We start from the raw sequence: 23,429 nt of genomic DNA, 5'->3' as shown, positions 1-23,429 counted from the left end.
GAAAAAGGGACATTTTCTCACAAAAAAGAGGCTGTCCCAAGCAACTAGTTCACGACTTTGGGGACAGCCTCTTTTTTGTTCTTAACATTACAAGTGACGCACCAAGTGATGCAATAAGTAAAGCTCTTATAGAATAATTGGGGAATTTCTCCCTAAAATTCAGAGATTTCTGTTCATCGGACTTATAATTAGTTTAAAGCACTCTATACATTGCACAAACACAGAACGTAACGCCCATAGTCCACCGTCACATATACCACTAATTCCACAAAATCATCTACTGCAAGCCGCACGAAAATCACACATAGCACATCGCCCACCGCCCCAACCATTAGCATAGAACACTACGCGTGGCATATCGTCACATGGCACAGTAAAATCCATCATTCCCCTATTCCATAAAAAAAGCTGCCTCCCAAGTAGAATTCACTACTTTTGAGACAGCTTCTCATAATGTACTGTTAGAACAGTAGCTAGTGAATAAAACTGGTGGCAATCTTTTGCCATTGCTCACGAGTCAGTTTATTCTCCTGCTTGTCGCTTAGAGAAAAAACCATCTGGGTGACTTCATCATACCAATACAATCGATTCTGAGAAAACCAAGCATTCTTCCCTTTTCCAGTACCCGCCGCGATAAATATTGCCTCTTTACCTGTACCTGTCACAGACCATTTTTCAGCAGTCTGGCCTTCCAAGATAGACACTTGCATGGTATAACCCTTAAAAACACTCTGCCTTAAGGATAGTGTAATTCTTTGATCTCCCTTGTCGTAGGTAACCTCAGCATTATCTATGGAATTTGCAGCTATCTTCTCCATAAATAAGTTCTGCCCAGTTTTATCGGTTGTAGCCTTTTTTTGAAATTGTTCAAGGATTTCTTCATATTCTGGGTCTAGCGACCTGTATAGGGGAGCTGCATTAAAGGTTCCTTGCTCGAATTCATAACCATCAGCTAACGAGGAAGGCAACCCTGGCCAGAAATCGCCAACAGTTTTTAATTCTTTTACGAAGTCTTGATATTTCGAATACACCGGCGAAATAAAAGCAAACTGCAATTGATTTCCATAGCCTAACCCTAACTCCAGCTTATTTAATTCGGCATCCTTCACATAATAAGCAGCCATTTCTCCAGTGTTTAAACGAGCAAGCACTTGCTCTTTATAAGTCATAGATAAGCTCTGATACTTCTCTATCGCAGGCGAGGTTGTCGGATCAGGCGTATTATTATGCATCGTCTTCACAACAGCCTTCCCTCCGCTGTTCACTAGTGTAATAATACCACCTGGGGGTTTTGTGATATCAATTGTAAACTGGCTACCTTGTTCCGATAACTTTCCATGTTCAGACAGCTGCAGAGCACCCAACCCGATAATCCCCAGCAATACAGCCGCGGAGACTCCAGTGAGCACTCTTTTTCTAAACTTAGACGGGTGTTGGGGCATCTCCCTTTGCTTTTGCATAATAGGATCTTCCGGTTCTGGGAACGGCTTCAGCTCGCTAACCATGCTCGTCCTTTCACCGTCAATCCTATTCTGTTGTTCATGAATTGCTCTTACCCGCTTCATAACAGCTGCTTTTACATCCAGCTCTTCGCAGCTCCCTACCGCATCCATTTTCTTGATCATTTTCTCTTCAACAAAGCCTCGTTGCCGCACCATTCCGTTCCCCCTTTCTGAGCATTCAGCATTTTGCCAAGCTTCGTAATCGTTCGCCTGTATTTCTTCTTCACAGCATCAGTATTCTTATCCAGAATCTCCGCAATCTCCGGGAAGCTCTGTTCCTCAAAGATTCTAAGTACTAACAGGTTTCGCTCCTCTGTCTTTAGCTTCGCGAGGGCAAAAGTCAGATGTTCGTTAAATATGTAACGGTCCATCAACTGTTCCGGGCTTTCCGCAGGCGGATCTGGTTGAAAAAGCGCCATAAACTTTATTTGGCTTTGACGTTTGCGGATCATACTGAGGCAATGATGGTAGGCAATTTTATATAGCCATGAAGAGAAGCTCGCGATAGGGCGGTATGTGCCTATATGCTGATATGCCTTTACCAGAATTTCCTGTACTGCATCCTCCGCTTCAGTACGGCTCCCAAGCAGCCGACAGCAATAGCGGTAAATCGGCTTTTGAAAAGCCTCGACGATTAAGGCATAGGAATCTACCTCGCCTGCCTGTACCCGAACAACGGTGTGCTCGATCCCGTCCAAAATCAGCAAACTCCCCTTTCTCATTAACGTATATCCTTATAAGTCTTATGATCATCCAAAAGGGACACTTTGGGAATTTTTTTTTCATGAAAAGGAGCAGACTGACACATAATACCTTCATTCCTATCACAGAAAGGAGTTTCCCGATGCCGGCAGCGATCAAAGGTACAATTACCATAGACGGAGAAGAAATCATCATCACTAATCCAGAGAAGCTGCTGTGGCCCGAATGTGGCATTACAAAACGGATTTATCTGCAAAAGCTCGCTGCACTCTCTCCCTATCTGCTGCGTTATTGCCGGGACCGGCTGCTTACCGTCATTCGTTATCCGCACGGCATCTCTGGAATGTCCTTTTATCAGAAAAATGCACCTGATCCGCTTCCGGCCTTTGTCCAAACCGCTGTGCACGAGAATATTAACTATATCAAGCTGCAAGGTTTACCTGAGCTGCTTTGGCTGGGAAATCTCGCTGCTTTGGAATTCCACCCTTCCCTGCATTATGTAGGCAGCGAGCTGCCCTGTGAGTGGATGATTGATCTTGATCCGTCACTTGAGATCGAACCCCGCATCATGGAAGCAACTGCGATCGTTGGGGGGGTCTTAACCTCCCTCGGCCTCTCCTCTGTACCCAAAACCTCCGGTGCTACCGGGGTGCAAATTATCGTCCCTATCGAGACTGGCGTTACTTTTGATGGATTGCGGAAAATCGGGCATTTTGTGGGTCGTTATGTCACCGAAAAGCATCCCAACCTGTTCACCCTGGAACGTCTAAAAAAGAATCGCGGAGATAAAATCTATTTTGACTACCTCCAGCATTATAGCGGCAAAACATTAGCTGCACCTTACACGCCACGTGCAAGACCACTCGCTACAGTTTCTACACCCTTGCTCTGGGAGGAGGTTCAGCAAAATGTATCTCCCTCTGATTTTCATCTGCTCAATATCGAGGAACGCCTTCAGCGTATGGGAGATCTTTTAGAGAAAGTGCCACCACAGCCCGTTGAACAGCTCATTGCTAAGCTCCCATAAAGGAGCAATCCCATTGAAAAAAGCCCCAAAAACAGCAATAAGCCCGCAGCATCAACTACATGCTACGAGCTTATTTGGCGTCCCACTCAAGGACAGAAGGTATACTATATAAGAATACGGCATGCCTAGCTTTGTTCACCGTATTTATTGCTTTTTTATCCGTAAAAATACCTTCTTTCAGTTAATGATACTTAAGAGCTACGCTAGTGGATGGATTTCTTCTTAAAGCGGCCACCTTTAACATCATGGATGTTACCTATTGCGATGAATGCATCAGAATCCCAATCTTCAACAATGGTTTTAAGCTTAGCTTCTTCCAGACGGGTGATAACTACAAAGATCACTTTCTTGTTCTCACCGGAAAATCCGCCTTCTCCATCTAAATAAGTAACACCACGTCCAAGACGCTCTGTCAAAGCTTCCCCGATATCGCGGAATTTATCACTGATAATCCATACTGATTTCGATTGATCCAGACCCTCAAGGGTGATGTCAATAACCTTAAATGCAATATAATAAGCAATCAGGGAGAACATCGCGTTATTCCAACCAAACACAAATCCAGCTCCGGACAAAATGAACAGGTTGAAGAACATAACTACTTCACCTACAGAGAAGGGAAGCTTCTTGGCTACTAAAATCGCAACAATTTCTGTACCGTCTAGAGATCCCCCGAAACGTACAACCAACCCAACACCTACACCTAGAATAATACCGCCAAACACGGCAGCAAGCATCGGTTCAACTGTAAAGGCCTCTACATGATGCAGCATTGAAGTGCCGATAGACATAAGTAAAATCGCATATAACGTAGATAAGGCAAATGTCTTACCGATTTGCTTATAACCGATTAACAGGAACGGAAGGTTGAGCAATGTCAATAATATACCCAGAGGAATGTCGAATAAATGTGATAACATAATAGAGATACCGGTAATCCCGCCATCAATCATTTGATTAGGTACTAGGAATATCTCAAGTGCAACAGCCATCATGGCGGCCCCTACGGATAACATGATCATACGCTGCGCGAACTTAGCCATTTTATGGGCACCGGTCTTCTGCAGTTTGTTCTGCTCCTCTTTGGTAAACATTTGTGGACTCACATTCATAGAACTCCCCCTACAATTTAACAGTATAGTTTTGAAACATTCGGAAGTATAATTACAATCTATACTTTCTTACATTTCTTCTTATACAATTATTATATCACAAAATATGCTCTAATAATGAATGGAACACGTACTATCCTTCGAAAAATTCAGATTTAGTCCTCTTTCCGGTCATAACAGCGGTGATAACAACTGACATAGCCCTTCACCGAGTTTGACAATTCTCCCTCTCTCCTTAAATTTTACAGGATCAATGAATTCACTGTTCTTTTGATCCTTTTCAAACCCCGCGACTAGCACTGCTATCGTCTCAGCATGCAGCAAAACCGCTGTCATTTCGAAATTAGAATAGAAGCTGCGCATATCCAGATTCGCACTTCCCACCGTACCCAGCAGATCATCCACTATCATGACTTTGGCATGCATAAATCCTTTGGTGTAGCGATAGAACTTCACGCCTGCATCTTGTAAATTCTCCAGATAAGACAAAGAAGCATGATAAACAAGCTTATTATCAGGCTTCGCCGGAATGATGATTCTAACATCCACTCCACGAAGGACTGCACTCTTCAAAGCACGACAAATCGCAGGGTCCGGAATAAAATACGGCGATGTAATCCAGATCCGTTCCCTAGCAGAGCAAAAAGCGGCAAAATACATCTCCTGAGAAGCATCGATTGCAGCATCCGGTCCACTTCCTACTATCTGCACGGCTTCTTGCTCCTTACAAGAGTGCTCAGGGAACAAACGAGGATGGCTCATACCTTCACCAGAGGCCAGTCTCCAATCCTTCAGGAAGACATACTGAATATAATAAACAGAATCTCCTTCTAAACGCAGATGGGTATCGCGCCAGTAACCCATCTTGGCGTCCTTTCCTAAGTAATCATCCCCGATATTCATTCCACCTGTAAAACCAATCAATCCGTCCACCACTAGGATCTTCCGATGATTGCGGAAATTAAACCGACGATCCAGTAAAGAACTAATCGGAGGTAAAAAAAAGTGGAACTCGACCCCGGCATTTCTCAGGGTTCGAATAAACCTACGGCTTAATCGATGACTGCCCAGTCCATCACAAAGCAAACGCACCTTTACTCCCTGCCGCGCCTTTCGAATCATAACGTCCTGAAACTGTTCTCCAATCTCATCATCACGATAAATATAAAATTGCATGTGGATATGTTCTTTTGCCTCTTCCATGGCTTCCAGCATAGCGTCGTAAGCTTCTCTTGCAGTTGACAGTACTCTGCTTTTGTTATGGCCTGTAATAGGCCCTTCCGAGAGCTTTGCAAGCAAACCCAATAAACCTTCGTTATTCTCAAACTGAGCGTTGCCAGTATCCGATGCTTGTTTTACTACCTTAATCTTACCAGTGACATACGAACGAATTTCCCGGAAGAGCGAAGTACATCTTTTGTTCAATTTTCTATTCTGTCTGTAGTCACGACCTAGAAAATAATAGAATGCCAGACCGAGCGGTGGACAACAGAAGGAAATAAATAACCATGCTATAGCCCTTTGCGGGCGGCGGTACTCCAGAAATACAATCAATGCAATCTGTATGATAAAAAGAATTAGTATTATCGCGAAAATCTTCAATTCTCTACCCCCCTCAATTCATAAAAACAGATGCAATAGACTCTCTATGATGACTCTAGTACAGGTTTTGCCGTAACTCTCCTTCTTTATTCAAACAAACCGTTGTCATGTTCCTGAAAGATATGGAATACATAGAGTAGTAGGACAATTCGGATGAGCCTAATGGAAGAAAAGTCGTTAGCCTCAGGTATCGCAAGCGGCTACCATAAGCCGCAGAAAGGAGAAGCCATGAAGAGTCAGCCAGATCATAAACGGATTACGCTGCTTGTCGTAAGGGATGCCGGACGTCCAGTCAAACAGCTCCACATCTCCAAACCGCTAGCGTTCGCCTTACCGGCAGCAGCAGCCCTGTCTATCTCCAGTCTGGTCACCTCTATGCATTTCCATGCCTCTCAGTCCATCTCACAGCTAGAAGCCGAGGCAGCCGCACTATCGCTAACCAATCTCCGCATGGAAATGAAGGTCGCCGACAAGGATAAAGATTTAACACAGCTTCGTAGCCAGGTCAGCGAGCTTTCGGAAGAGGCAGATAACATTAAAGACAAGCTGAAGAGTGTAAATGCACTGGAACAGGAGCTGCAAGCATTGATTAACAAAAGCAAAGGTGCTGCTGCCGCTACAGACTCGAATGAATCCCAAACGGAGAAATCTGCAACAGAAAAATCAAAAGCTGGATCGGCCACTTCAAATTCAACATTAGGTTTATCGAGCCGTCTTTCTTCTCCCGTTCCTAAAGAGACCTCCTTTAAGCAGAGTACTGAAGAGAACTCATCTTCCACTTCTCTATCCGCCATAAGTTTCCGCTTTGGAGCCATCACCGCAGCCCTTCCAAAAACACTCACCCCGCAGGTTGGTGGAGAATACATCGCGGTGTATCAGAACGACGCTACGAGCTTGGTGGAAGAAACTAAGGATGACTTTGAGGAGATTCACGGGATGCTTGATGAAATGGTGGAAAGTATCACACAGACGATCACACAGGCAGAGCATGAGAATAACGTACAGGCAAATCTGCAAGCTCAAAAGGCCCGTGCAGAAAAGGCTAAACTTAACGCAGTACCGCTCTGGCCTACCGAGTCCAAAGTCATTTCTTCAAGCTTCGGCTACCGCTCAGATCCATTCAAAGGTTTATCTGCGTTCCATTCCGGTGTCGATATTGCTGGGAACATCGGTGATCCTGTATATGCTGCCTTAGATGGCGAGGTTATTACTGCGGAACAAATGGGCGCACGCGGAAAATACATCGTGATTAAGCATTCAAATGGATTGGAAACCTGGTACATGCATTTGAACGGAATGATCGTATCTGCGGGAGACAAGGTTAGCAAGGGGCAGAAAATCGGCTTACTTGGAAGCACTGGCCGAAGCACAGGTCCTCATCTTCATTTTCAGGTTGTGAAGCAGAATAAAACTGTCAACCCTTTGGCGTATGTCAAACCCTAAAAGGTTACATTTAATTTCAAAATAGGAGGAATTTATAAATGTGGAACAAACGGCAGCAGCGTGTCCCCTTTAAATCTACCGATTCCCTAATTGGGCATGGAGGAACACTAGAGGGTAAGGTCCAATGTGATACAAACCTGCGTATTGAGGGTACCTTTAGCGGTGAGATTATTTGCAGTGGTGTCGTAACTGTAGGAGAAGAAGGAACAGTGCGCTCCAGTATTAAAGCGGAGGAAATCGTGATCGCCGGCAAAGTATACGGGGATGTTACGGCTGATCGCAGACTCATTATGACCGGAACCGGGGAGTTGCATGGCAATATTTCAGCAGGAGCACTTAGCATTATGGAAGGCAGCCTCCTGAATGGCTCCATTGCCATGCAAGAACAGCCCACCTCTGAAAAAGCAGGTGAGCCCAAAAGTAATATGAAAAAGGACAAGGCAGCCAAGCGCTCCTCCAAAGCTCAAGGAACACTTGAAGCCGGCTAGACTTATTTCTATGAAGCAACGTCCCTTTTACGGAAGACAATCCAGGAAATGGCCAGGAATAGGATATAGTACACCGCTAATACAGCTATGGAGAAGCCAAGTGTAGAGCCCCCCGGACCCGTATCTGACAATAGGTAGCCTCTTAGATCCATATGTGTGAAGATCAAGTATTGGGCCCATTCAAACCGTTCTGGACTAAAAATAACCGTAAAAATACTCTTGGCAAACATAATAAATAAGGATAATCCAATAGCCAGCCCACTTGCGCGGAATACGCTAGATACCATGAAAGCCAGAGCAGCAGTCAGGAAAAGCTCAATGTAACGACATAGGAGATCTAGGAAGGAATATTCCGCTGGACTCCAAGCCGTAATGGACGACATCGTATCTCCCGAAGATGAGGAGAAGATTAACGAAGCACCAAACCCAAAAGCAATCAATACTGCGGTGCTAAGCAAACTGAATAACACCATGGAAATATATTTCGAGAGCAGGATCTTGGAGCGACTCCACGGGCGAATCAGCAGCAGCTTGATGGTTCCCCAGGTAAATTCGCCCGCTACGGAGTCAGAAGCCACTACAACGGTAAAGATTGTATTCAAGAAGAACGCAATACTCACCGTCATCTGAAAGTTGTCCCAAAGCCCCAGAAGCGATGAATCGCCTTCGCTTGTGAAATAAATAAGCGCAGGAAGCAGCACGCTCATCACTGCAAGAATAAGCAGCATAATCCATGTGCGGACACGGCTGTATATTTTGATATTCTCATTATGTATGAGAGCTGTAAACTCACCCAATTCCTTCACCTCCTGTAACCTCTAAGAATTGATCCTCCAGCGTACGGGCAAGAGTTCTGATGTTATACACCTTAATCCCACCTGCCACTAGCTTGGCATTTAATTCTGCAATCTCCTCACGCTCTGCCTCAAGCACAAGTCCCCCACTCTTAAATACTCCACGTCCAATGAGGGCTAAGGCAGCTTCAGCATTATCAACCTCGAACAAGGTTTCTCCCAGAGGCATTACAGTATTGCCTACCCCTTTCAGCTGCTTCACATCCACCAGTCGTCCATTTTGGATAATCGCTACGCTGTCACACATGAGCTCCATCTCGGAAAGTAAATGACTGGAGACGAATACAGTTGTTCCTTCTTCCTGACATAAACGGCGTAAATAGTCTCGGAGCTCGCGTATCCCTTGTGGGTCCAGCCCGTTGGTTGGCTCATCTAGAATCAGCAGCTTGGGTCTGTGCAGCAGTGCTTGAGCCACTCCCAGCCTCTGACGCATACCTAGCGAATAGGTCTTAACTTTGTCATGAATTCTTTGACCCAATCCGACTAGCTCGACAACCTCATCTATCCGTTGCTTCGTTACCCCTGGTACCATCCGTGCATATTGGCGCAGATTCTGATAACCGGTGAGGAACTTGTACATCTCTGGATTTTCTACAATGGCCCCTATATTTGCGATAGCCTCTTCAAAATGGTTTTTAATACTACGGCCACAGATCAAGATGTCTCCACGACTAATGGAAATCAATCCTACCATCATCCGTATTGTAGTAGTCTTACCTGCTCCGTTGGGTCCCAAAAAACCGAAGATTTGTCCTGGCGGGATGTCCAGCGTTAAATCGCTCACCAGCGTTTTCGAGCCGATTTTTTTGGTGACTCCCTGCAGGCGGGCAACAGGCTCCATCAATATTTCTGTATTCGACATAGTCTCACTTCCTTTCATCTATAACCTAGTTTACCACATATACCCTTTTTTCCGAAAATCACTAGAGGATAAGAGTCTGCCATCTAAAAAAAGGAACCTGACCTCTCCGGTATTAGGAAGAGTCAGGTCCCCTTATTCATATAGTTCCTATTTCATTCAAGTACAACAGTTAACCGCCAACACGGGCAAGCTCGCGCATATTCGCTTCAAATGCAGCCATCAACGCAGCTTCTCCGGTCAATCCGGTTTGTTCTACCTTGCGAATTTGCTCCATCATCCGTTTGTAATCCTTCGGAATGACACGAACGAAGTTCGGCAAGCTATCTGCCCACTGATCCAGTACCCGTGCGCCAGCCGCACTACCTGTAAGCTCGGTATGGCGGATAATCAGCTCACGCAGCTCTTCGATCTCCTCAGACTCTTCCACTCTCTCGAGCAGTACCATTTCGAGATTGCAGCGGCCGATGAAGGTTCTATCTGGGTCGTAGACATAAGCGATACCGCCTGACATCCCTGCCGCAAAGTTACGGCCAGTTTCACCAAGGACAACCACTCGGCCTCCAGTCATGTATTCACAGCCGTGGTCACCCACGCCTTCTACAACAACCTTCGCTCCGGAGTTACGGACGGCAAAACGTTCCCCAGCGATACCGTTGATATAGGCTTCTCCACCTGTTGCACCGTAGAATGCAGTATTTCCGATAATGATATTGTCCTCAGCAGCAAAGGTAGCTTTCGGAGATGGCTTGATAATAATCTTACCACCCGACAATCCTTTACCTACATAGTCATTGGAATCTCCTTCCACCGTAAGCGTGATTCCCTTAGGCACGAATGCACCCAAGCTTTGACCAGCAGAACCGGTGAAATGAAGCCGAATCGTATCATCCGGCAAACCTGCGGCCCCATACTTGCGGGTCAGCTCGCTGCCAAGGATAGTTCCGACGGCACGATTAACGTTCGTGATTGGCAGTGATGCCTCAACAGCCGTACCTGATTCCAGTGCAGGTGCTGCCAGGTCGAGCAGCTGCGAAACATCCAGTGTCTCTTCCAGACCGTGATTCTGGTATTTACTGCGGAAGCGTGTGCTTCCTTCCGGTAATTCCGGTGTATGCAGCAGGCTGCTCAAATCTATGCCTTTCTTCTTCCAATGCTTCGACGCCTGAGTTGCGTCTAGACAATCGGTACGGCCTACCATCTCTTCAATTGTACGGAAGCCGAGACTTGCCATAATTTCACGCAGATCCTGTGCCACAAAGGTCATAAAGTTAACTACATGCTGCGGATCACCGGTAAAATTCTTACGAAGATCCGGATTCTGTGTAGCTACACCAACCGGACAAGTATCCATTTGGCAGACACGCATCATAATACAGCCAACAGAGACTAGTGGAGCAGTAGCAAAACCATACTCTTCGGCCCCAAGCAATACAGCTACAGCTAAATCGCGGCCGCTTAGCATTTTACCATCTGTTTCCAGAACTACACGGTCACGCAGATTGTTGAGCATCAATGTCTGATGGGTTTCAGCCAAGCCAAGCTCCCACGGAAGACCCGCATGACGAATGGAGTTCATCGGCGATGCCCCTGTACCTCCATCATAGCCACTAACCAAGATAATATCAGCGCGCCCTTTGGCTACACCCGCAGCAATCGTACCCACTCCAACTTCCGATACGAGCTTAACATTAATATTTGCACGTGGATTTGCATTTTTCAGATCATAGATCAGCTCTGCCAAATCCTCGATAGAGTAAATATCATGATGCGGTGGAGGTGAGATCAGACCCACACCTGCTGTTGAGCCACGTACTTCAGCGACCCAAGGATAAACTTTACGTCCCGGAAGCTGTCCACCTTCCCCTGGTTTAGCGCCCTGAGCCATTTTAATCTGGATCTCATCAGCGTTAACTAGGTAGTTCGAGGTAACACCAAAACGTCCAGAAGCTACTTGTTTAATCGCACTGCGACGTGAATCACCATTGCTATCCGGAATATAGCGGGCTGGATCTTCGCCGCCCTCACCTGTATTACTCTTGCCACCGATCCGGTTCATCGCAATGGCCAATGTCTCATGTGCTTCCTTACTAATGGAACCAAAGGACATTGCACCCGTCTTAAACCGTTTCATAATGGATGATGCCGGTTCTACTTCTTCCAGTGGAATCGGTTCATAGGCTGACTTGAACTGCAACAAGGAACGAAGCGTCAATTGCTTCTCGCTTTCTCCTTGAACAAGGGCAGCATATTTCTTGTACATATCATAATTCCCGCTACGCACAGAGTGCTGAAGCAGATGAATAGTCTGTGGATTGAATAGATGCTCTTCCCCATCATTACGCCATTGATAATCGCCACCGGAGTCAAGCACCTTATCATTTCCGTCTTTTTCTGTAAAAGCACGGTTATGATGGATAAGCGCCTCAGTTGCCACTTCCTCCAGGCCAATACCGCCAATCCGGGAAGGTGTCCAAGTAAAGTAACGATCCACGAATTCAGAGTTCAGACCCACAGCTTCAAAAATCTGCGCACCGCGGTAAGATTGAATCGTCGAAATTCCCATTTTGGAAAGAATCTTAACTACGCTCTTAGTCGCAGCTTTAATATAGTTCTTCACTGCTTTTTCATGCGAGATTCCCCGCAATAAACCTTGGCCGATCATGTCATCCAAGCTTTCAAAAGCCAGATAAGGATTTACTGCACTCACACCATAACCGAGCAGCAGCGCATAATGATGGACTTCACGTGGTTCACCGGATTCCAGCAAAATACTAACTTTCGTCCGTGTTCCTTGGCGGATCAAATGGTGATGCAGACTTGATACCGCAAGCAGCGCTGGAATCGCAGCATTCTCACTGTCCACACCGCGGTCAGTCAGAATCAGAATGTTATGCCCTTTAGCCATAACACGGTCAGCAGCCTCGTTCATGCGCTCAAGCGCGATGCGTAATCCTTCTGCCCCAAGCTCAGCCGGGAAAAGAATTGGAATAGACATCGATTTGAAGCCTGCACGGCGAACATGGCGAATCTTAGCAAAATCTTCGTTCGAAAGAATTGGCGTTTGCAGCGAGATCTGGCGGCAGCTTTCCGGTTCCGGTTTAAGCAAATTACGCTCTGGTCCAATCGTAGTCGTTGTGGATGTAACCAGCTCTTCACGAATGGCATCGATGGGTGGATTCGTTACCTGAGCAAACATTTGTTTGAAATAGTTATAGAGACGTTGCGGGCGGTCCGAAAATACGGCGAGTGGAGCATCATAACCCATGGAACCGACAGCTTCAGCACCAGTAGAAGCCATTGGTTCAAGCACTTTGCGCAAGTCTTCAAAAGTATAGCCGAAAGCCTGCTGTAGCTGTTGTACATTGTCATGCTTAGGATTTGGCAGTTCAGGCGCATCCGGAAGCTCATCAAGACTGATCAAATGCTCATCCAGCCACTGGCGATAAGGCTTCTCAGAGGCGATAGCCGATTTAACTTCCTCATCGGAGATAATGCGGCCTTCCTTCGTATCCACGAGCAGCATGCGTCCAGGTTTCAGGCGGTCTTTATATAAGATGTCCTCTGCTGGAATGTCCAGTACACCGGCTTCTGAGGATAAAATAATCATATCGTCTTTCGTTACATAATAACGAGCAGGACGCAGGCCGTTACGGTCCAGAATAGCGCCGATTTGTATACCATCGGTAAAGCCCATTGCAGCAGGCCCGTCCCATGGCTCCATTAGAGTACTGTGATATTCATAAAATGCTTTTTTATCAGCATCCATACTATCATGATTGCTCCATGGTTCAGGAACCATCATCATGGCTACCTGTGGCAGAGAGCGGCCGCTCAAATAGAGAAACTCAAAGGTGTTATCGAACATTGCAGTGTCCGATCCATCCGGGTTAATAACAGGCTTGATCTTGTTCAGATCTTCACCAAACACTTCGCTCTTAAACAATGATTGGCGCGCATGCATCCAGTTCACATTACCACGCAAGGTGTTGATCTCACCGTTGTGGATCATAAAGCGGTAGGGATGCGCACGTTCCCAGCTTGGGAAGGTGTTCGTGCTGAAACGGGAGTGAACTAACGCGATCGCTGATTCCAGCTCTTCGTTCTGCAAATCCAGGTAGAATTGTCCGACTTGTTCTGTAGTCAGCATGCCTTTGTATACAATCTTACGGCACGACAAGCTTGGAATATAGAAGGATTCATCCTCTTCTGCACCACCGTAACGAATGGCAAGCTCTGCACGTTTGCGGATTACATAAAGCTTACGTTCAAAAGACAACTCATTCGTGACCGAAGCCGAGCGGCCGATAAATACTTGACGCACAAAAGGCTTAGCAGCTTTCGCTGTCTTGCCAAGCATTTCATCATAGGTAGGCACATCACGATAGCCGAGTACTATTTGACCTTCTTCAGCAATAATATTGCTTAAGAGAGCTTCATGCTGCGCCCGAACTTCTTCGTTATGAGATAAAAAGATCATGCCCACGCCATAATGGCCTTGTTCCGGCAAAGCAAAGCCTAGCTTCTGAGCTTCGCTTGCAAAGAAACGGTGCGGAATTTGAAGCATGATACCTGCTCCGTCACCAGAGTTGGGTTCGCTACCTTGGCCTCCCCGATGCTCCATATTAAAGAGCATTGTCAAAGCATTACTTACGATATTGTGAGACGGTGTGCCTTTAATATGAGCTACAAATCCCATGCCGCAAGCATCTTTTTCGAACTGGGGATCATACAGGCCCTGTTTTACGGGCAGTTCAGTGTGTTTCATCGAACGCAACCTTTCTATTATAAAGTATGCAATGTCTTAGGAAAATTTTTCACATGAAAATCTTAATAATTATTCAATCCAGATTAGTGCTATTATTTTATCACCGAGGTATCATCAGCGCAATTTAAACTTTTTTATGATGCTGATTAACATTTGTTTTTGCATCACAGCTTTAGTGAGTAAAAGTTTAAAAAAACTTCATATTGCATAATTATACATAAATAACGCATAAGTGCATATGCAATGAAAGCGTTACAAGATTTTTCATTCCTTCTAATATGTTTGCAAGAAAAAGGGTTTTTATGATTTTAAATCAAAAAAAGCGTCTCCCGGAGGAGACGCTTTTTTATACTGTTTTTTCAAAAAATTTATCAGTTTATACAGTCAAAACTTGTTCACTATTCACTCCAACTTCATTCTCACGGCTACGAGTCATGAAGTAAGCGAAGGTAAGAGCAAGGAATCCAAGACCAAAGATTGCCAGGATACCTACATCTCCCCACATTGCACTGAAGTCACCTGTAGAAATTACTGCTTTGAGACCACTAACTGTGTAAGTCATTGGAAGCAGTGGATTAAAGAATTTCATCCAGTCAGGGATCAATTCAAGTGGGAATGTTCCGGCACTAGTTGTTAATTGGAAGATAAGAATAACGATAACAACGAAACGTCCCGGTTGATCCATCCAAGTAACAATCGCTTGAACTACCCATGTGTAAACTAAGCTGGTTAAGAATGTAAATACGAAGAATAGCGGTTTACTTTGTACTTCCAGTCCAAGTCCGTACAATACAACCACAGCAGCCAGCATAGACTGGATAAAGCTCATGATTGTGAAGGTAAGCGTACGGCTGATGAAACGGTTCATACGGCTAGCACCAAGGACAGCCGAATCACGCATTGGAATAACAATTGTTGAAATCAAAGCACCTACAAACAATCCAAGGGATAGGAAGTAAGGAGCAAAACCTGTACCATAGTTCGGAACATGATTCACAACTTTATCCTCAACCACAACTGGTTGTGCGAACATTTCCATCATTGCATCTGTTTTGTTCACACTGCCTGTTTTTTCAGCAGCATCGCCAAGCTTAGTTGCCAGTTCTGTTGATCCAGATTTCAGATCATCCATACCATCTTTCAGCTCGCCTGCGCCATCAGCCAGTTTTTTCGAACCATCTGCTACAGCACTGATACCGGAACCTAGTTCGCCTACACCGCTAAGCAGTTTTGAGGTACCATCACCAAGTGCTTTACCGCCTTCAGCCAGCTTGCTGCCTCCAGCTGCAGCTTCTTTAAGCTTCGCACCAAATTGTTGCATTCCTGCATTCAGCTTGTCGCCACCAGTTACAAGTGCAGATGCGCCTTGTGCCAGTTTTTGTTGGCCTGTCAACAGCTGTGTGCTACCAGCGTTTAATTGCTTTGCTCCATCATGCAACTGAGTTACACCAGCAGCTACCTGCTGTGAACCCGAGTGCAGTTGAGTTGCACCTTGTGCCAGTTGCTCTTGCCCACTGTGGAGTGCAGTTGCACCCTGTGCCAGCTGCTCTTGGCTTTGTTGCAGTTGCTCACTGCCTTGTGCCACAGCTGCACTAGCTGCCAGCAGCTTCTGTACCGCTGGATTTTGTGCCAGCTCAGGACTAGCCTGTGCCAATTGCTGCAATCCTTGAGCTACCGCTTTAGCACCCTCAGTTACCTTCGTGCTGCCTGCGGCGGAAGCTTGCAAACCTGCTTCCAGTTTTGCGCTGCCATCTACGGAAGAAGTTAAGCCCGCTTCCAGCTTCGCGCTGCCATCAACTAAAGATTGTGTTCCTGCTTGTAGTTTAGAAGTACCATCCACAGCAGACTGTGTTCCCGCCTGAAGCTGTGTAGCACCTGTTACAGCTTGTTTCAAGCCGTCACTAAGCTGTTTACTGCCGGCAGAACTTTGTGCAACACCGTCTTGAAGTTGCGTATGTGCAGTAGACAGTTGTTGCAATCCGCTTGCCAACGTGGTTGATCCTGTTTTAAGTGCTGTAGCACCTGCATTCAAATCAGTCACGCCTTGTGTAAGGGGTTCTACACCATTTTGAAGTTTACCTGTACCATCTGTCAGTACAAGAAGATTATCTTTCAGCTTCAAGGCTCCGTCATCTAGCTTACCAGCGCCATCAGCGATCTTGGAAGCACCATCTCCGGCTTCGCCCAATCCATCAGATACTTCTGTAATCTGATTGAATACAGACTCAACATAAGCTTCTGTTACTTTAGCAGATACTTTATTTTTAATTTCTGCTACAGCCGTACCACCGATCTGACCTGCCAAGAAGTTATAACCTTCATTTGGCTCATAAATAATTTTTGCCGGCTGTGGTTCATCATCCATAAGAGTAGTAGCTTTAGCAGAAAAGTCTTCCGGAACAATGATCGACATATAATAAGTATTGTCCTTCATTCCTGCTTCCGCTTCTTCAAGGGAAACGAAGTTCCACTGGAAGCCGTCGGTTACCTTCAACTCTTCTATAAGATCATTACCGGCTTGTAGTTGCTTGCCTTCATAATTAGCGCCGACATCCTGGTTGACCACAGCAACCGGAAGTTCATTCATCTTGCCATACGGATCCCAGAATGCCTTCAGGAAGAATCCGCTGTACATCACCGGAATAAATAGGATAGCAATCATTGGAATCAGCACCTTCGGATTTCTAAGGGCTGCGCCAAGATCCTTGGTAAATACGGATAATGATTTCATTCTGGTTCTCTCCTTATGAGCTTATGCTCTCTTTAAAATGCTTTGTTTGCGAAATATTACGTAACACTAAATGACTGTTTTCCCCATTCGGTCAATTCAGGGTATAAAAAAATGCCTTGCGGCTCTTCTTCAATGCCTAATCATCATGGGAATTGTTAAGGGAAAGCGAATCGAGTGATGCTGAGAACGCCATCCCTATCCTGAATCAACCCTTACTGTGCCAATCCTTCGGCGAGAAACAAATGAAAATACATCTTGATCTGTTCCTTGTCCAAGGGAGTATGTGTTTTATTCAGTTCAGCAGTCAATACAATATATAATCTGAACATGACTACCGAAACGATTTTGGGATCGCAAGGTTTGATTTCTCCCTGTTGGAGCGCTTGTTGCACCTCCCGTTCTAAATATTCTAAAACTACGTTCTCGATCTTCTCGAGTCCTTCTCCAGCCTGCGGCGTACCGAATTCGCGATTCTCCTGGGAAAGTTTTATGAATAGCTCCTGCTCACTTCGAAACTCAAGCAGGGCATCCAGCACACGATGCAAGTTATCAAAGAAAGGTCTGTCTCGCCTGATCTCCCGTTCAGCTATCGTCTTCATTTCCATCATCATATCGCGCAGGATCTCGTCAAACAATTGTTCTTTGTTTGTAAAAAAGGTGTAGATGGTTCCCTTACCGACATTTGCAATCTTAGCAACCTGATCCATTGTAGTTGCCTTATAGCCAAATAATGAAAAAGATTTTGCTGCGGCCTGAAGCACCTGCTGTCTTCGATCCACCACTGCCACCTGTGCACACTTCCTTTCTCCAGAAAATATCGTTCCCGCTGACTTCTGACCACTTTACTAATCCGGTCATTTGGTCATTCACTACTTTATCATGTTGTTTTCTAGTTTGCAATACTTTGGGCGAACCTTTTATTTTTTTATTTATTGCAGGGTTTTAACTTTCTATTTACGTCTTACTTGTATAATGTGAGTATAGTATAGATTTCCTAGTATAATTAGAAGAAGGAAAGCATTTCTATAGAAAAGGAAAGTAGCAGGTGAACTTATGCGAAAGAAAAGAGTACTGCTGTTTTCGGAAGGCTTCGGTACGGGCCACACAGGAGCAGCCTATGCTCTGGCCGAAGGAATAAAGCTGCTGAATCCGGATGTCCAGTGCCGAGTCATCGAGCTGGGGAAATTTCTTAACCCGACGGTCGCCCCTTGGATTCTTTCCGCTTACCGCAAAACAGTTAGCAGCCAGCCTAAGCTGGTCGGCATGATGTATAAGACACAATATCATAAATCATTGAACCCGTTGACTAAAATGGCGCTTCACCGGATTTTTTATACACATGCTTCACAGGTGATCGAACAGCTAAAGCCTGATTTGATTATCTGCACTCATCCCATTCCGGCTGCGGTCATTTCCAGACTAAAGCGTCGTGGATTAAATGTGCCTCTGTATACATTAATTACAGATTATGATGCACATGGGAGCTGGGTAAATTCCGAGGTCAATCGTTATCTCGTATCTACCCCACGCGTCAAATCCATTCTGACGGGCCGTGGGATCGCTCCAGAGCTAGTAACCGTCACCGGCATCCCAGTGCACCCAAAGTTCTGGGAACGCTCCAACAAGACGCTGCTGCGCAAGGAACTGGGATTGGCTGATATACCAACCGTACTCATTATGGGTGGAGGTTGGGGGCTGATGTTCGGCAAAGAGATTATGCATTCCCTCACCGCCAGAATGGATGAGATTCAGCTCGTCTTCTGTATGGGCAGCAATGAGAAGCTAATCGCCAAAATGAAGTCCAATCCGCTGCTCAATCATCCCAATGTTAAAATTCTGGGATATAGCAGTGAAATCAATAAATTGATGGATGCCTCAGACCTGCTGATCACGAAGCCTGGAGGGATGACCTGCACAGAAGGTCAGGCCAAGGGAATTCCAATGCTTTTCTATAAAGCCATTCCAGGTCAGGAAGAGAAAAACTGCCAATATTTCGTAGAGCTTGGGCTGGCAGAGGTGCTCGACTCGGAAGTAGTGAACAAATGGTTCACTATGATGCTGCGTGAATATTCAGTTCTGGAAGAGCAACGCAGACGACGTCTCGCTCCAGATAAACATCAACCGCAAAGCTGTGCGACTACTGTTCTGAAGATGTTAGGTAATCCCGTAAGCGAGGCAACTGAAATCAGAGGCTCTAGAGCGCCAGCACGTAATGAAGAACCTGTATGTATTACACCTTAAAGAATAAGCAGGTAGTCAGGGAATTCCCCGGCTACCTGCTTTTTTTAATATAAATCGGATTGCTTTAAATTTCTACACTCTCACCAGCTTTAAGCGGGAAACCTTCCACTCCCTCTTGGTGCAGGCGATCGCAGAAATCAGCACCATCCTGGGCAATATCCGGAAATGTATTGTAATGTAGCGGGATCACCTTATCCGCCCGCAGCCAGCGTGCAGCCAGCAAGGCGTCATCCGGTCCCATGGTAAGCATATCGCCTATAGGCAGAGCTGCCAAGGCAATCGCATTCCTTTCTCCAATGAGGCGCAGATCACTGAATAGCGCGGTATCCCCCGCATGGAAAATCGTCTTGCCCTCAATCGTTAACAAAATCCCCGCGGGTTGTCCAGCATAAATCCAAGAGTCGCCTTCCTGAATGGATGAGGAATGAAATGCCTGCGTAAATTTCACAGTCATCCCGGCATAGGTATGACTACCACCTATATTCATGTGCTTTACCTGAGCACCCTTCATCCGGCAATATTCGGCAAGCTCAAACACCGCAAAGATCGGACAATCATTCTGCTTGGCAATTTCGACAGCATCTCCTAAATGATCAGAGTGGCCGTGAGTAAGCAGAACGGCATCAACGGAAATCTCGGCAGGTGAAATACCGGAGTTCGGATTGCCTGACAAAAAGGGGTCAATAATAACCTTCACGTTCCCCGTCTCTACCAGCAGAGCTGAATGTCCATAATAAGTGATTTTCATGGTTATCTTCACCTCCAGATTCATATAGTTTAGTTTACCCTATATAGCGCTGAGGTTCACAGATCCACCAAATTTATTTATAAAAAGTATGATTGCCAATGGTTTTAACATAAGTCTGTGTATGATGTACGGTCAGATCCTGTGCAAGTTTTAGCGACAAGAAAAAGTAAGTATTATCGGGAACTTCCTTTACTCCGGAGAGTGCAGCATTCACCGCTTTAATACTATCATCGTTAGGCTTCACACGGTTAAGACGCCCGTTAGCTACAGGGCTGAACTGGCTCTTCTGATAAATAACCTTATATATCGTGTCGGGGAAATTGGCTGACCGCAGCCTATTCAGAACAACGTTGGCAACTGCCACCTTGCCCTTGTACGGTTCACCTTCCGCCTCTGCCATTACAATTTTTTGTAGCAGAAGCAGTTCTTCTTCGGATACAGCGTAGCGCCGGGTTGCTTTACTTTGCTGCTCCTGGCTTAATAGCTCTGTCCGAGAGAAGTACAATGTTGTGAGGGGATGTTTCTGAGAAGCCGAGACTGTCTTCGCTGTCGCCTGACTACTCTTTGTTGCTGTTTCCGCCAATTGCGACGCTTTTTGCGCAGCTGGCTTGGATTGTACTACATCAGCCTTCACCCGAATAATGGAAACGTTCGATGTGTTTTTTGTGTTTTTTTGTTTTAATTTTTTTACACTAAGCCATTCCACACCCTTCGCCGGTTTCCAAGCGGAACTTAAAAGACTGAATGTGTTATTAAGCTTATTGGCTTGTGTAACTTCAGTAATGCCCCTCGTAATGCTACTCGTTATACTAGACTTCGATTCATCTTGCAAAAGAGAAAGTACGGATGCACGGCTGGTGGATTGCAACTTATCCATCTGCACCCTGTCCATCTTCCCTTCCGCAACTTGTTCGGGTTGCAATAAGCTTATGGCAGAGAAACACACTAGTATAACGCCAACGAGCAACGCAATATAGCGGTTTTGTTTAAAAATTAACATGATATTCCTCCTATTTCACGGCACATTCCTATTGTATGTAACCGAAAACGGAAGCTTTGAAAACTTTATTATCGATTTTAAACTGTAAACTTTTCAATAATTTCATACATAGGAATGGCATACATTCTGGTAGCATACAACACAAAACTATCAATCGTCCAGTCTCTCTGATAGTTTTTTAGGTTCCAATCTTCATCCAATTTCAGTAAGTTTTCCAGCAATTTATCATCATATGAATTTTTTCCCCGGTACTTTCGAGCCACGGTAAGATGCGGTTTATAGGCCCTGGATTCGCCTGAAAAACCTAATGGAAACGTCGCTGAATGCACTCTGGCAGCTAATTGATTTAATGCCTCTATTTCGCCGGAAACCCCTATCCACAGGACTCTTGGGGAAGCTGGAAGACCAAATGTGTCCCATTTGTCCAAAGACAGATTGAAGGGTCTGCCTTGACCCGCAGTCTGCCTCAAGAATTTTACTAAATCTGGAATTTTGGACTTTGGGGTATCTCCTAAAAATTGCAGGGTAATATGATAATCTTGCGGATTTGTCCATTTAGCAAAATCAAAATTTTCAGATAGCTTTGAACATGCCTGTGCCACTATTTCTTGCAGCTCAGAAGGTAATTTTACAGCAAGAAAAAGCCGTTCTGATTCGTTCTCTGATGGTTTAGCATCCATGGTCAATTTCACCTTCTCCAATAGATTTGGTATTCTTAACCTATAACATGATCCATATCCATTAAACCACAAAGTAGGAGGAATACATCATGACTAAGTCTATAGTATGTCTACAACCACTTACATCTCAGCAGCAGGAAAGGATCAAAGCCGCTGCCCCAGGCTATACATTTACACAAGGAGACGCAAAAAATCCGGATTTGCAGCTGCTTGCAGAAGCAGAAATTGTAATTGGCTGGGCAAAAGGTATTTCGGATACACTCCTTCGCCCCGAGTCCTCCCTTCGCTGGGTTCAGTCCTGGTCTGCTGGTATTGAGAAGCTTCCTCTCGATCGTCTTAAAGAACAAGGAATCCTGCTCACCAGTGGGAGCGGAGTTCATGCCGAACCTATTTCTGCGGTAATCTTCGGGTTTATGCTTCTCTTCACCCGTAATTTGCATACGGCTGTACGTAATCAGCAGAACCGTATTTGGAAATCTGATGGCAGTGAAAGCGAGCTGTTCGGTAAAACAGCTGTAATAGCTGGAACTGGAGCGATCGGCAGTGAAACCGCCAGAATTGCTAAAGCCTTCCGGATGAAGACTATCGGTGTCAGCCGTTCCGGTAAGCCAGTTGCAGACTTTGATCAAATCTATACAACAGATCGTTTATCCGAAGCTGTAAGTCAAGGCGATTTCATCATCAATACCCTTCCTATTACCGATGAGACCAAGCATTTATTTAATGCCACCAGCTTCTCCGCGTTTAAAGAAGGCTCCTATTACATTAACATTGGCCGGGGCGCAACTACCGATACAGAGGCGCTGATCGATGCCTTGAATCGCGGACAACTCCGTGGCGCTGGGTTGGATGTTTTTGAGACCGAACCTCTTCCGCAGGATCATCCGCTTTGGTCTATGGAGCAGGTTATCATCACTCCACACTCCGCTGGAATTACAGATCAATACGCTGACCGGATCGTTAATATTTTTACCGAAAATGTGAAGTCTTACTTATCATCAGGCACGCCTTCTCTAAATCTTGTTGATTATGACCGGCAATATTAATAATAAGCTTTACAAAACAGGAACATCTGTTCTATAATAAGAAAATCCAAAGTTATCCATAAAGAGAGGGTTAGTGCAATGAAGGTCACGGTCACAGAATTTAACGAACAATGGGGTCTACTGTTCAACGAAGAAGCTCAGAAGATTAAAGATATCTTTGCTGATGCCCTTGTTGATATTCACCATATTGGCAGCACTTCTGTTTCCGGACTCAAAGCGAAACCAATCATAGATATAATGCCTGTAGTACGAAATATCGCAGCTGTAGATGAGTTCAACCAGCAAATGACAGCACTTGGTTATGAATGTATGGGTGAGTTCGGTATCAGTGGCAGAAGATATTTCAGAAAAGGCGGAAATAGCAGAACCCATCATGTTCATGTCTTCCAAATGGATAATAAGATAGATATCGGTCGTCATCTGGCTGTAAGAGACTACCTCCGATCACATCCGGAGGCGGTTAAACAGTACGGAGATTTAAAATATACTCTTGCCAAACAATTCCCAGAGGATATTGGAGCTTATATAGACGGGAAAGAAGAATTTGTAGTTAATCTTGAAAAAAGGGCATATGAGTGGTATTTAAATCAATAATCCTTATAAAAATAGCCCCTGCTGTTCATTTA

The 23,429-nt window shown here is 45.2% G+C and carries 18 protein-coding genes; 6 read left to right on the top strand and 12 right to left on the bottom strand.

What is annotated here, in order from left to right; translation table 11 throughout:
* Positions 1–473 precede the first annotated feature (473 nt).
* Both MHH60_RS24690 and MHH60_RS24685 read right to left on the bottom strand, forming a co-directional pair.
* Positions 474–1,658, bottom strand: a complete 1,185-nt coding sequence (locus MHH60_RS24690) for a hypothetical protein (protein ID WP_076137204.1) — start codon at positions 1,656–1,658, stop codon at positions 474–476.
* On the bottom strand, positions 1,622–2,224 hold the full coding sequence (locus tag MHH60_RS24685; RefSeq protein WP_256715188.1) for an RNA polymerase sigma factor: 603 nt from the start codon (positions 2,222–2,224) through the stop codon (positions 1,622–1,624). The genes MHH60_RS24690 and MHH60_RS24685 overlap by 37 nt, the downstream gene beginning before the upstream one ends.
* 122 nt (positions 2,225–2,346) lie before the next feature.
* On the opposite strand from MHH60_RS24685, the gene ligD reads away from it, so the two are divergent.
* Positions 2,347–3,231: a non-homologous end-joining DNA ligase gene (ligD, locus tag MHH60_RS24680; protein ID WP_076137202.1), complete on the top strand. Its 885-nt coding sequence runs from the start codon at positions 2,347–2,349 to the stop codon at positions 3,229–3,231.
* Positions 3,232–3,434: 203 nt separating this feature from the next.
* On the opposite strand, the gene MHH60_RS24675 is transcribed toward ligD, so the two are convergent.
* Both MHH60_RS24675 and cls read right to left on the bottom strand, forming a co-directional pair.
* On the bottom strand, positions 3,435–4,274 hold the full coding sequence (locus tag MHH60_RS24675; protein ID WP_232061500.1) for a YitT family protein: 840 nt from the start codon (positions 4,272–4,274) through the stop codon (positions 3,435–3,437).
* Positions 4,275–4,514: 240 nt separating this feature from the next.
* Complete coding sequence (cls, locus tag MHH60_RS24670; protein WP_076137198.1) at positions 4,515–5,945, bottom strand: cardiolipin synthase; 1,431 nt, start codon at positions 5,943–5,945, stop codon at positions 4,515–4,517.
* Between the two features lie 153 nt (positions 5,946–6,098).
* On the opposite strand from cls, the gene MHH60_RS24665 reads away from it, so the two are divergent.
* Positions 6,099–7,388, top strand: coding sequence for a peptidoglycan DD-metalloendopeptidase family protein (locus MHH60_RS24665; RefSeq protein WP_081389091.1), 1,290 nt, complete (start codon positions 6,099–6,101; stop codon positions 7,386–7,388).
* A 38-nt stretch (positions 7,389–7,426) separates the two neighbouring features.
* A complete protein-coding gene (locus tag MHH60_RS24660) occupies positions 7,427–7,876 on the top strand; it encodes a bactofilin family protein (protein ID WP_038568928.1) in 450 nt (149 codons plus the stop codon).
* Between the two features lie 8 nt (positions 7,877–7,884).
* On the opposite strand, the gene MHH60_RS24655 is transcribed toward MHH60_RS24660, so the two are convergent.
* The 5 genes from MHH60_RS24655 to MHH60_RS24635 form a co-directional block, all read right to left on the bottom strand.
* The gene (locus MHH60_RS24655) at positions 7,885–8,673 is read right to left on the bottom strand and encodes an ABC transporter permease (RefSeq protein ID WP_076137194.1); all 789 of its coding nucleotides are present in this window, start codon (positions 8,671–8,673) and stop codon (positions 7,885–7,887) included.
* The gene (locus tag MHH60_RS24650; protein WP_232061156.1) at positions 8,666–9,592 is read right to left on the bottom strand and encodes an ABC transporter ATP-binding protein; all 927 of its coding nucleotides are present in this window, start codon (positions 9,590–9,592) and stop codon (positions 8,666–8,668) included. Before MHH60_RS24650 ends, MHH60_RS24655 begins: the two co-directional genes overlap by 8 nt.
* A gap of 169 nt (positions 9,593–9,761) precedes the next feature.
* Positions 9,762–14,357 carry a glutamate synthase large subunit gene (gene gltB, locus MHH60_RS24645; RefSeq protein WP_076137192.1) on the bottom strand — a complete coding sequence of 1,532 codons (4,596 nt, stop codon included), beginning with the start codon at positions 14,355–14,357 and terminating at the stop codon, positions 9,762–9,764.
* Between the two features lie 376 nt (positions 14,358–14,733).
* Entirely contained in the window at positions 14,734–17,088 is a 2,355-nt protein-coding gene (locus MHH60_RS24640; protein ID WP_076137190.1) for a YhgE/Pip domain-containing protein, read from the bottom strand.
* A 212-nt stretch (positions 17,089–17,300) separates the two neighbouring features.
* Positions 17,301–17,876, bottom strand: coding sequence for a TetR/AcrR family transcriptional regulator (locus tag MHH60_RS24635; RefSeq protein ID WP_076129243.1), 576 nt, complete (start codon positions 17,874–17,876; stop codon positions 17,301–17,303).
* A 265-nt stretch (positions 17,877–18,141) separates the two neighbouring features.
* Between MHH60_RS24635 and MHH60_RS24630 the strand changes: the two genes are divergently transcribed.
* On the top strand, positions 18,142–19,329 hold the full coding sequence (locus MHH60_RS24630; RefSeq protein ID WP_076137188.1) for an MGDG synthase family glycosyltransferase: 1,188 nt from the start codon (positions 18,142–18,144) through the stop codon (positions 19,327–19,329).
* Positions 19,330–19,393: 64 nt separating this feature from the next.
* Here the strand turns inward: MHH60_RS24630 and MHH60_RS24625 are convergent, their stop codons facing one another.
* From MHH60_RS24625 to thpR, 3 genes are all read right to left on the bottom strand, one after another.
* Positions 19,394–20,077 (bottom strand): metal-dependent hydrolase, encoded by a 684-nt coding sequence (locus tag MHH60_RS24625; protein ID WP_076137186.1) that lies wholly within the window; start codon positions 20,075–20,077, stop codon positions 19,394–19,396.
* A gap of 73 nt (positions 20,078–20,150) precedes the next feature.
* Entirely contained in the window at positions 20,151–21,077 is a 927-nt protein-coding gene (locus MHH60_RS24620; RefSeq protein ID WP_076137184.1) for a cell wall hydrolase, read from the bottom strand.
* Between the two features lie 77 nt (positions 21,078–21,154).
* Positions 21,155–21,757, bottom strand: a complete 603-nt coding sequence (thpR, locus tag MHH60_RS24615) for an RNA 2',3'-cyclic phosphodiesterase (protein WP_076137182.1) — start codon at positions 21,755–21,757, stop codon at positions 21,155–21,157.
* Between the two features lie 89 nt (positions 21,758–21,846).
* Here thpR and MHH60_RS24610 point away from each other — a divergent pair, with 89 nt between their 5' ends.
* On the top strand, positions 21,847–22,803 hold the full coding sequence (locus MHH60_RS24610) for a D-2-hydroxyacid dehydrogenase (protein WP_076137180.1): 957 nt from the start codon (positions 21,847–21,849) through the stop codon (positions 22,801–22,803).
* 78 nt (positions 22,804–22,881) lie between these two features.
* Positions 22,882–23,397, top strand: coding sequence for a GrpB family protein (locus tag MHH60_RS24605; protein ID WP_076137178.1), 516 nt, complete (start codon positions 22,882–22,884; stop codon positions 23,395–23,397).
* Positions 23,398–23,429 lie beyond the last annotated feature (32 nt).

Source organism: Paenibacillus sp. FSL H7-0716 (assembly GCF_038002705.1).
Classification (GTDB): domain Bacteria; phylum Bacillota; class Bacilli; order Paenibacillales; family Paenibacillaceae; genus Paenibacillus_AQ; species Paenibacillus_AQ odorifer.
The sequence above is the reverse complement of the archived record's forward strand: the minus strand, read 5'-3'. Positions and strand labels throughout refer to the sequence as shown.

Coding starts and splice junctions, on each gene's coding strand:
- MHH60_RS24660 (WP_038568928.1), top strand. CDS start 7,427: ATGTGGAACAAACGGCAGCAGCGTGTCCCCTTTAAATCTACCGATTCC.
- MHH60_RS24690 (WP_076137204.1), bottom strand. CDS start 1,658: ATGGTGCGGCAACGAGGCTTTGTTGAAGAGAAAATGATCAAGAAAATG.
- thpR (WP_076137182.1), bottom strand. CDS start 21,757: ATGGATGCTAAACCATCAGAGAACGAATCAGAACGGCTTTTTCTTGCT.
- MHH60_RS24610 (WP_076137180.1), top strand. CDS start 21,847: ATGACTAAGTCTATAGTATGTCTACAACCACTTACATCTCAGCAGCAG.
- MHH60_RS24625 (WP_076137186.1), bottom strand. CDS start 20,077: ATGAAAATCACTTATTATGGACATTCAGCTCTGCTGGTAGAGACGGGG.
- MHH60_RS24650 (WP_232061156.1), bottom strand. CDS start 9,592: ATGTCGAATACAGAAATATTGATGGAGCCTGTTGCCCGCCTGCAGGGA.
- gltB (WP_076137192.1), bottom strand. CDS start 14,357: ATGAAACACACTGAACTGCCCGTAAAACAGGGCCTGTATGATCCCCAG.
- MHH60_RS24685 (WP_256715188.1), bottom strand. CDS start 2,224: ATGAGAAAGGGGAGTTTGCTGATTTTGGACGGGATCGAGCACACCGTT.
- MHH60_RS24605 (WP_076137178.1), top strand. CDS start 22,882: ATGAAGGTCACGGTCACAGAATTTAACGAACAATGGGGTCTACTGTTC.
- MHH60_RS24630 (WP_076137188.1), top strand. CDS start 18,142: ATGCGAAAGAAAAGAGTACTGCTGTTTTCGGAAGGCTTCGGTACGGGC.
- MHH60_RS24675 (WP_232061500.1), bottom strand. CDS start 4,274: ATGGCTAAGTTCGCGCAGCGTATGATCATGTTATCCGTAGGGGCCGCC.
- MHH60_RS24665 (WP_081389091.1), top strand. CDS start 6,099: ATGAGCCTAATGGAAGAAAAGTCGTTAGCCTCAGGTATCGCAAGCGGC.
- ligD (WP_076137202.1), top strand. CDS start 2,347: ATGCCGGCAGCGATCAAAGGTACAATTACCATAGACGGAGAAGAAATC.
- MHH60_RS24640 (WP_076137190.1), bottom strand. CDS start 17,088: ATGAAATCATTATCCGTATTTACCAAGGATCTTGGCGCAGCCCTTAGA.
- MHH60_RS24620 (WP_076137184.1), bottom strand. CDS start 21,077: ATGTTAATTTTTAAACAAAACCGCTATATTGCGTTGCTCGTTGGCGTT.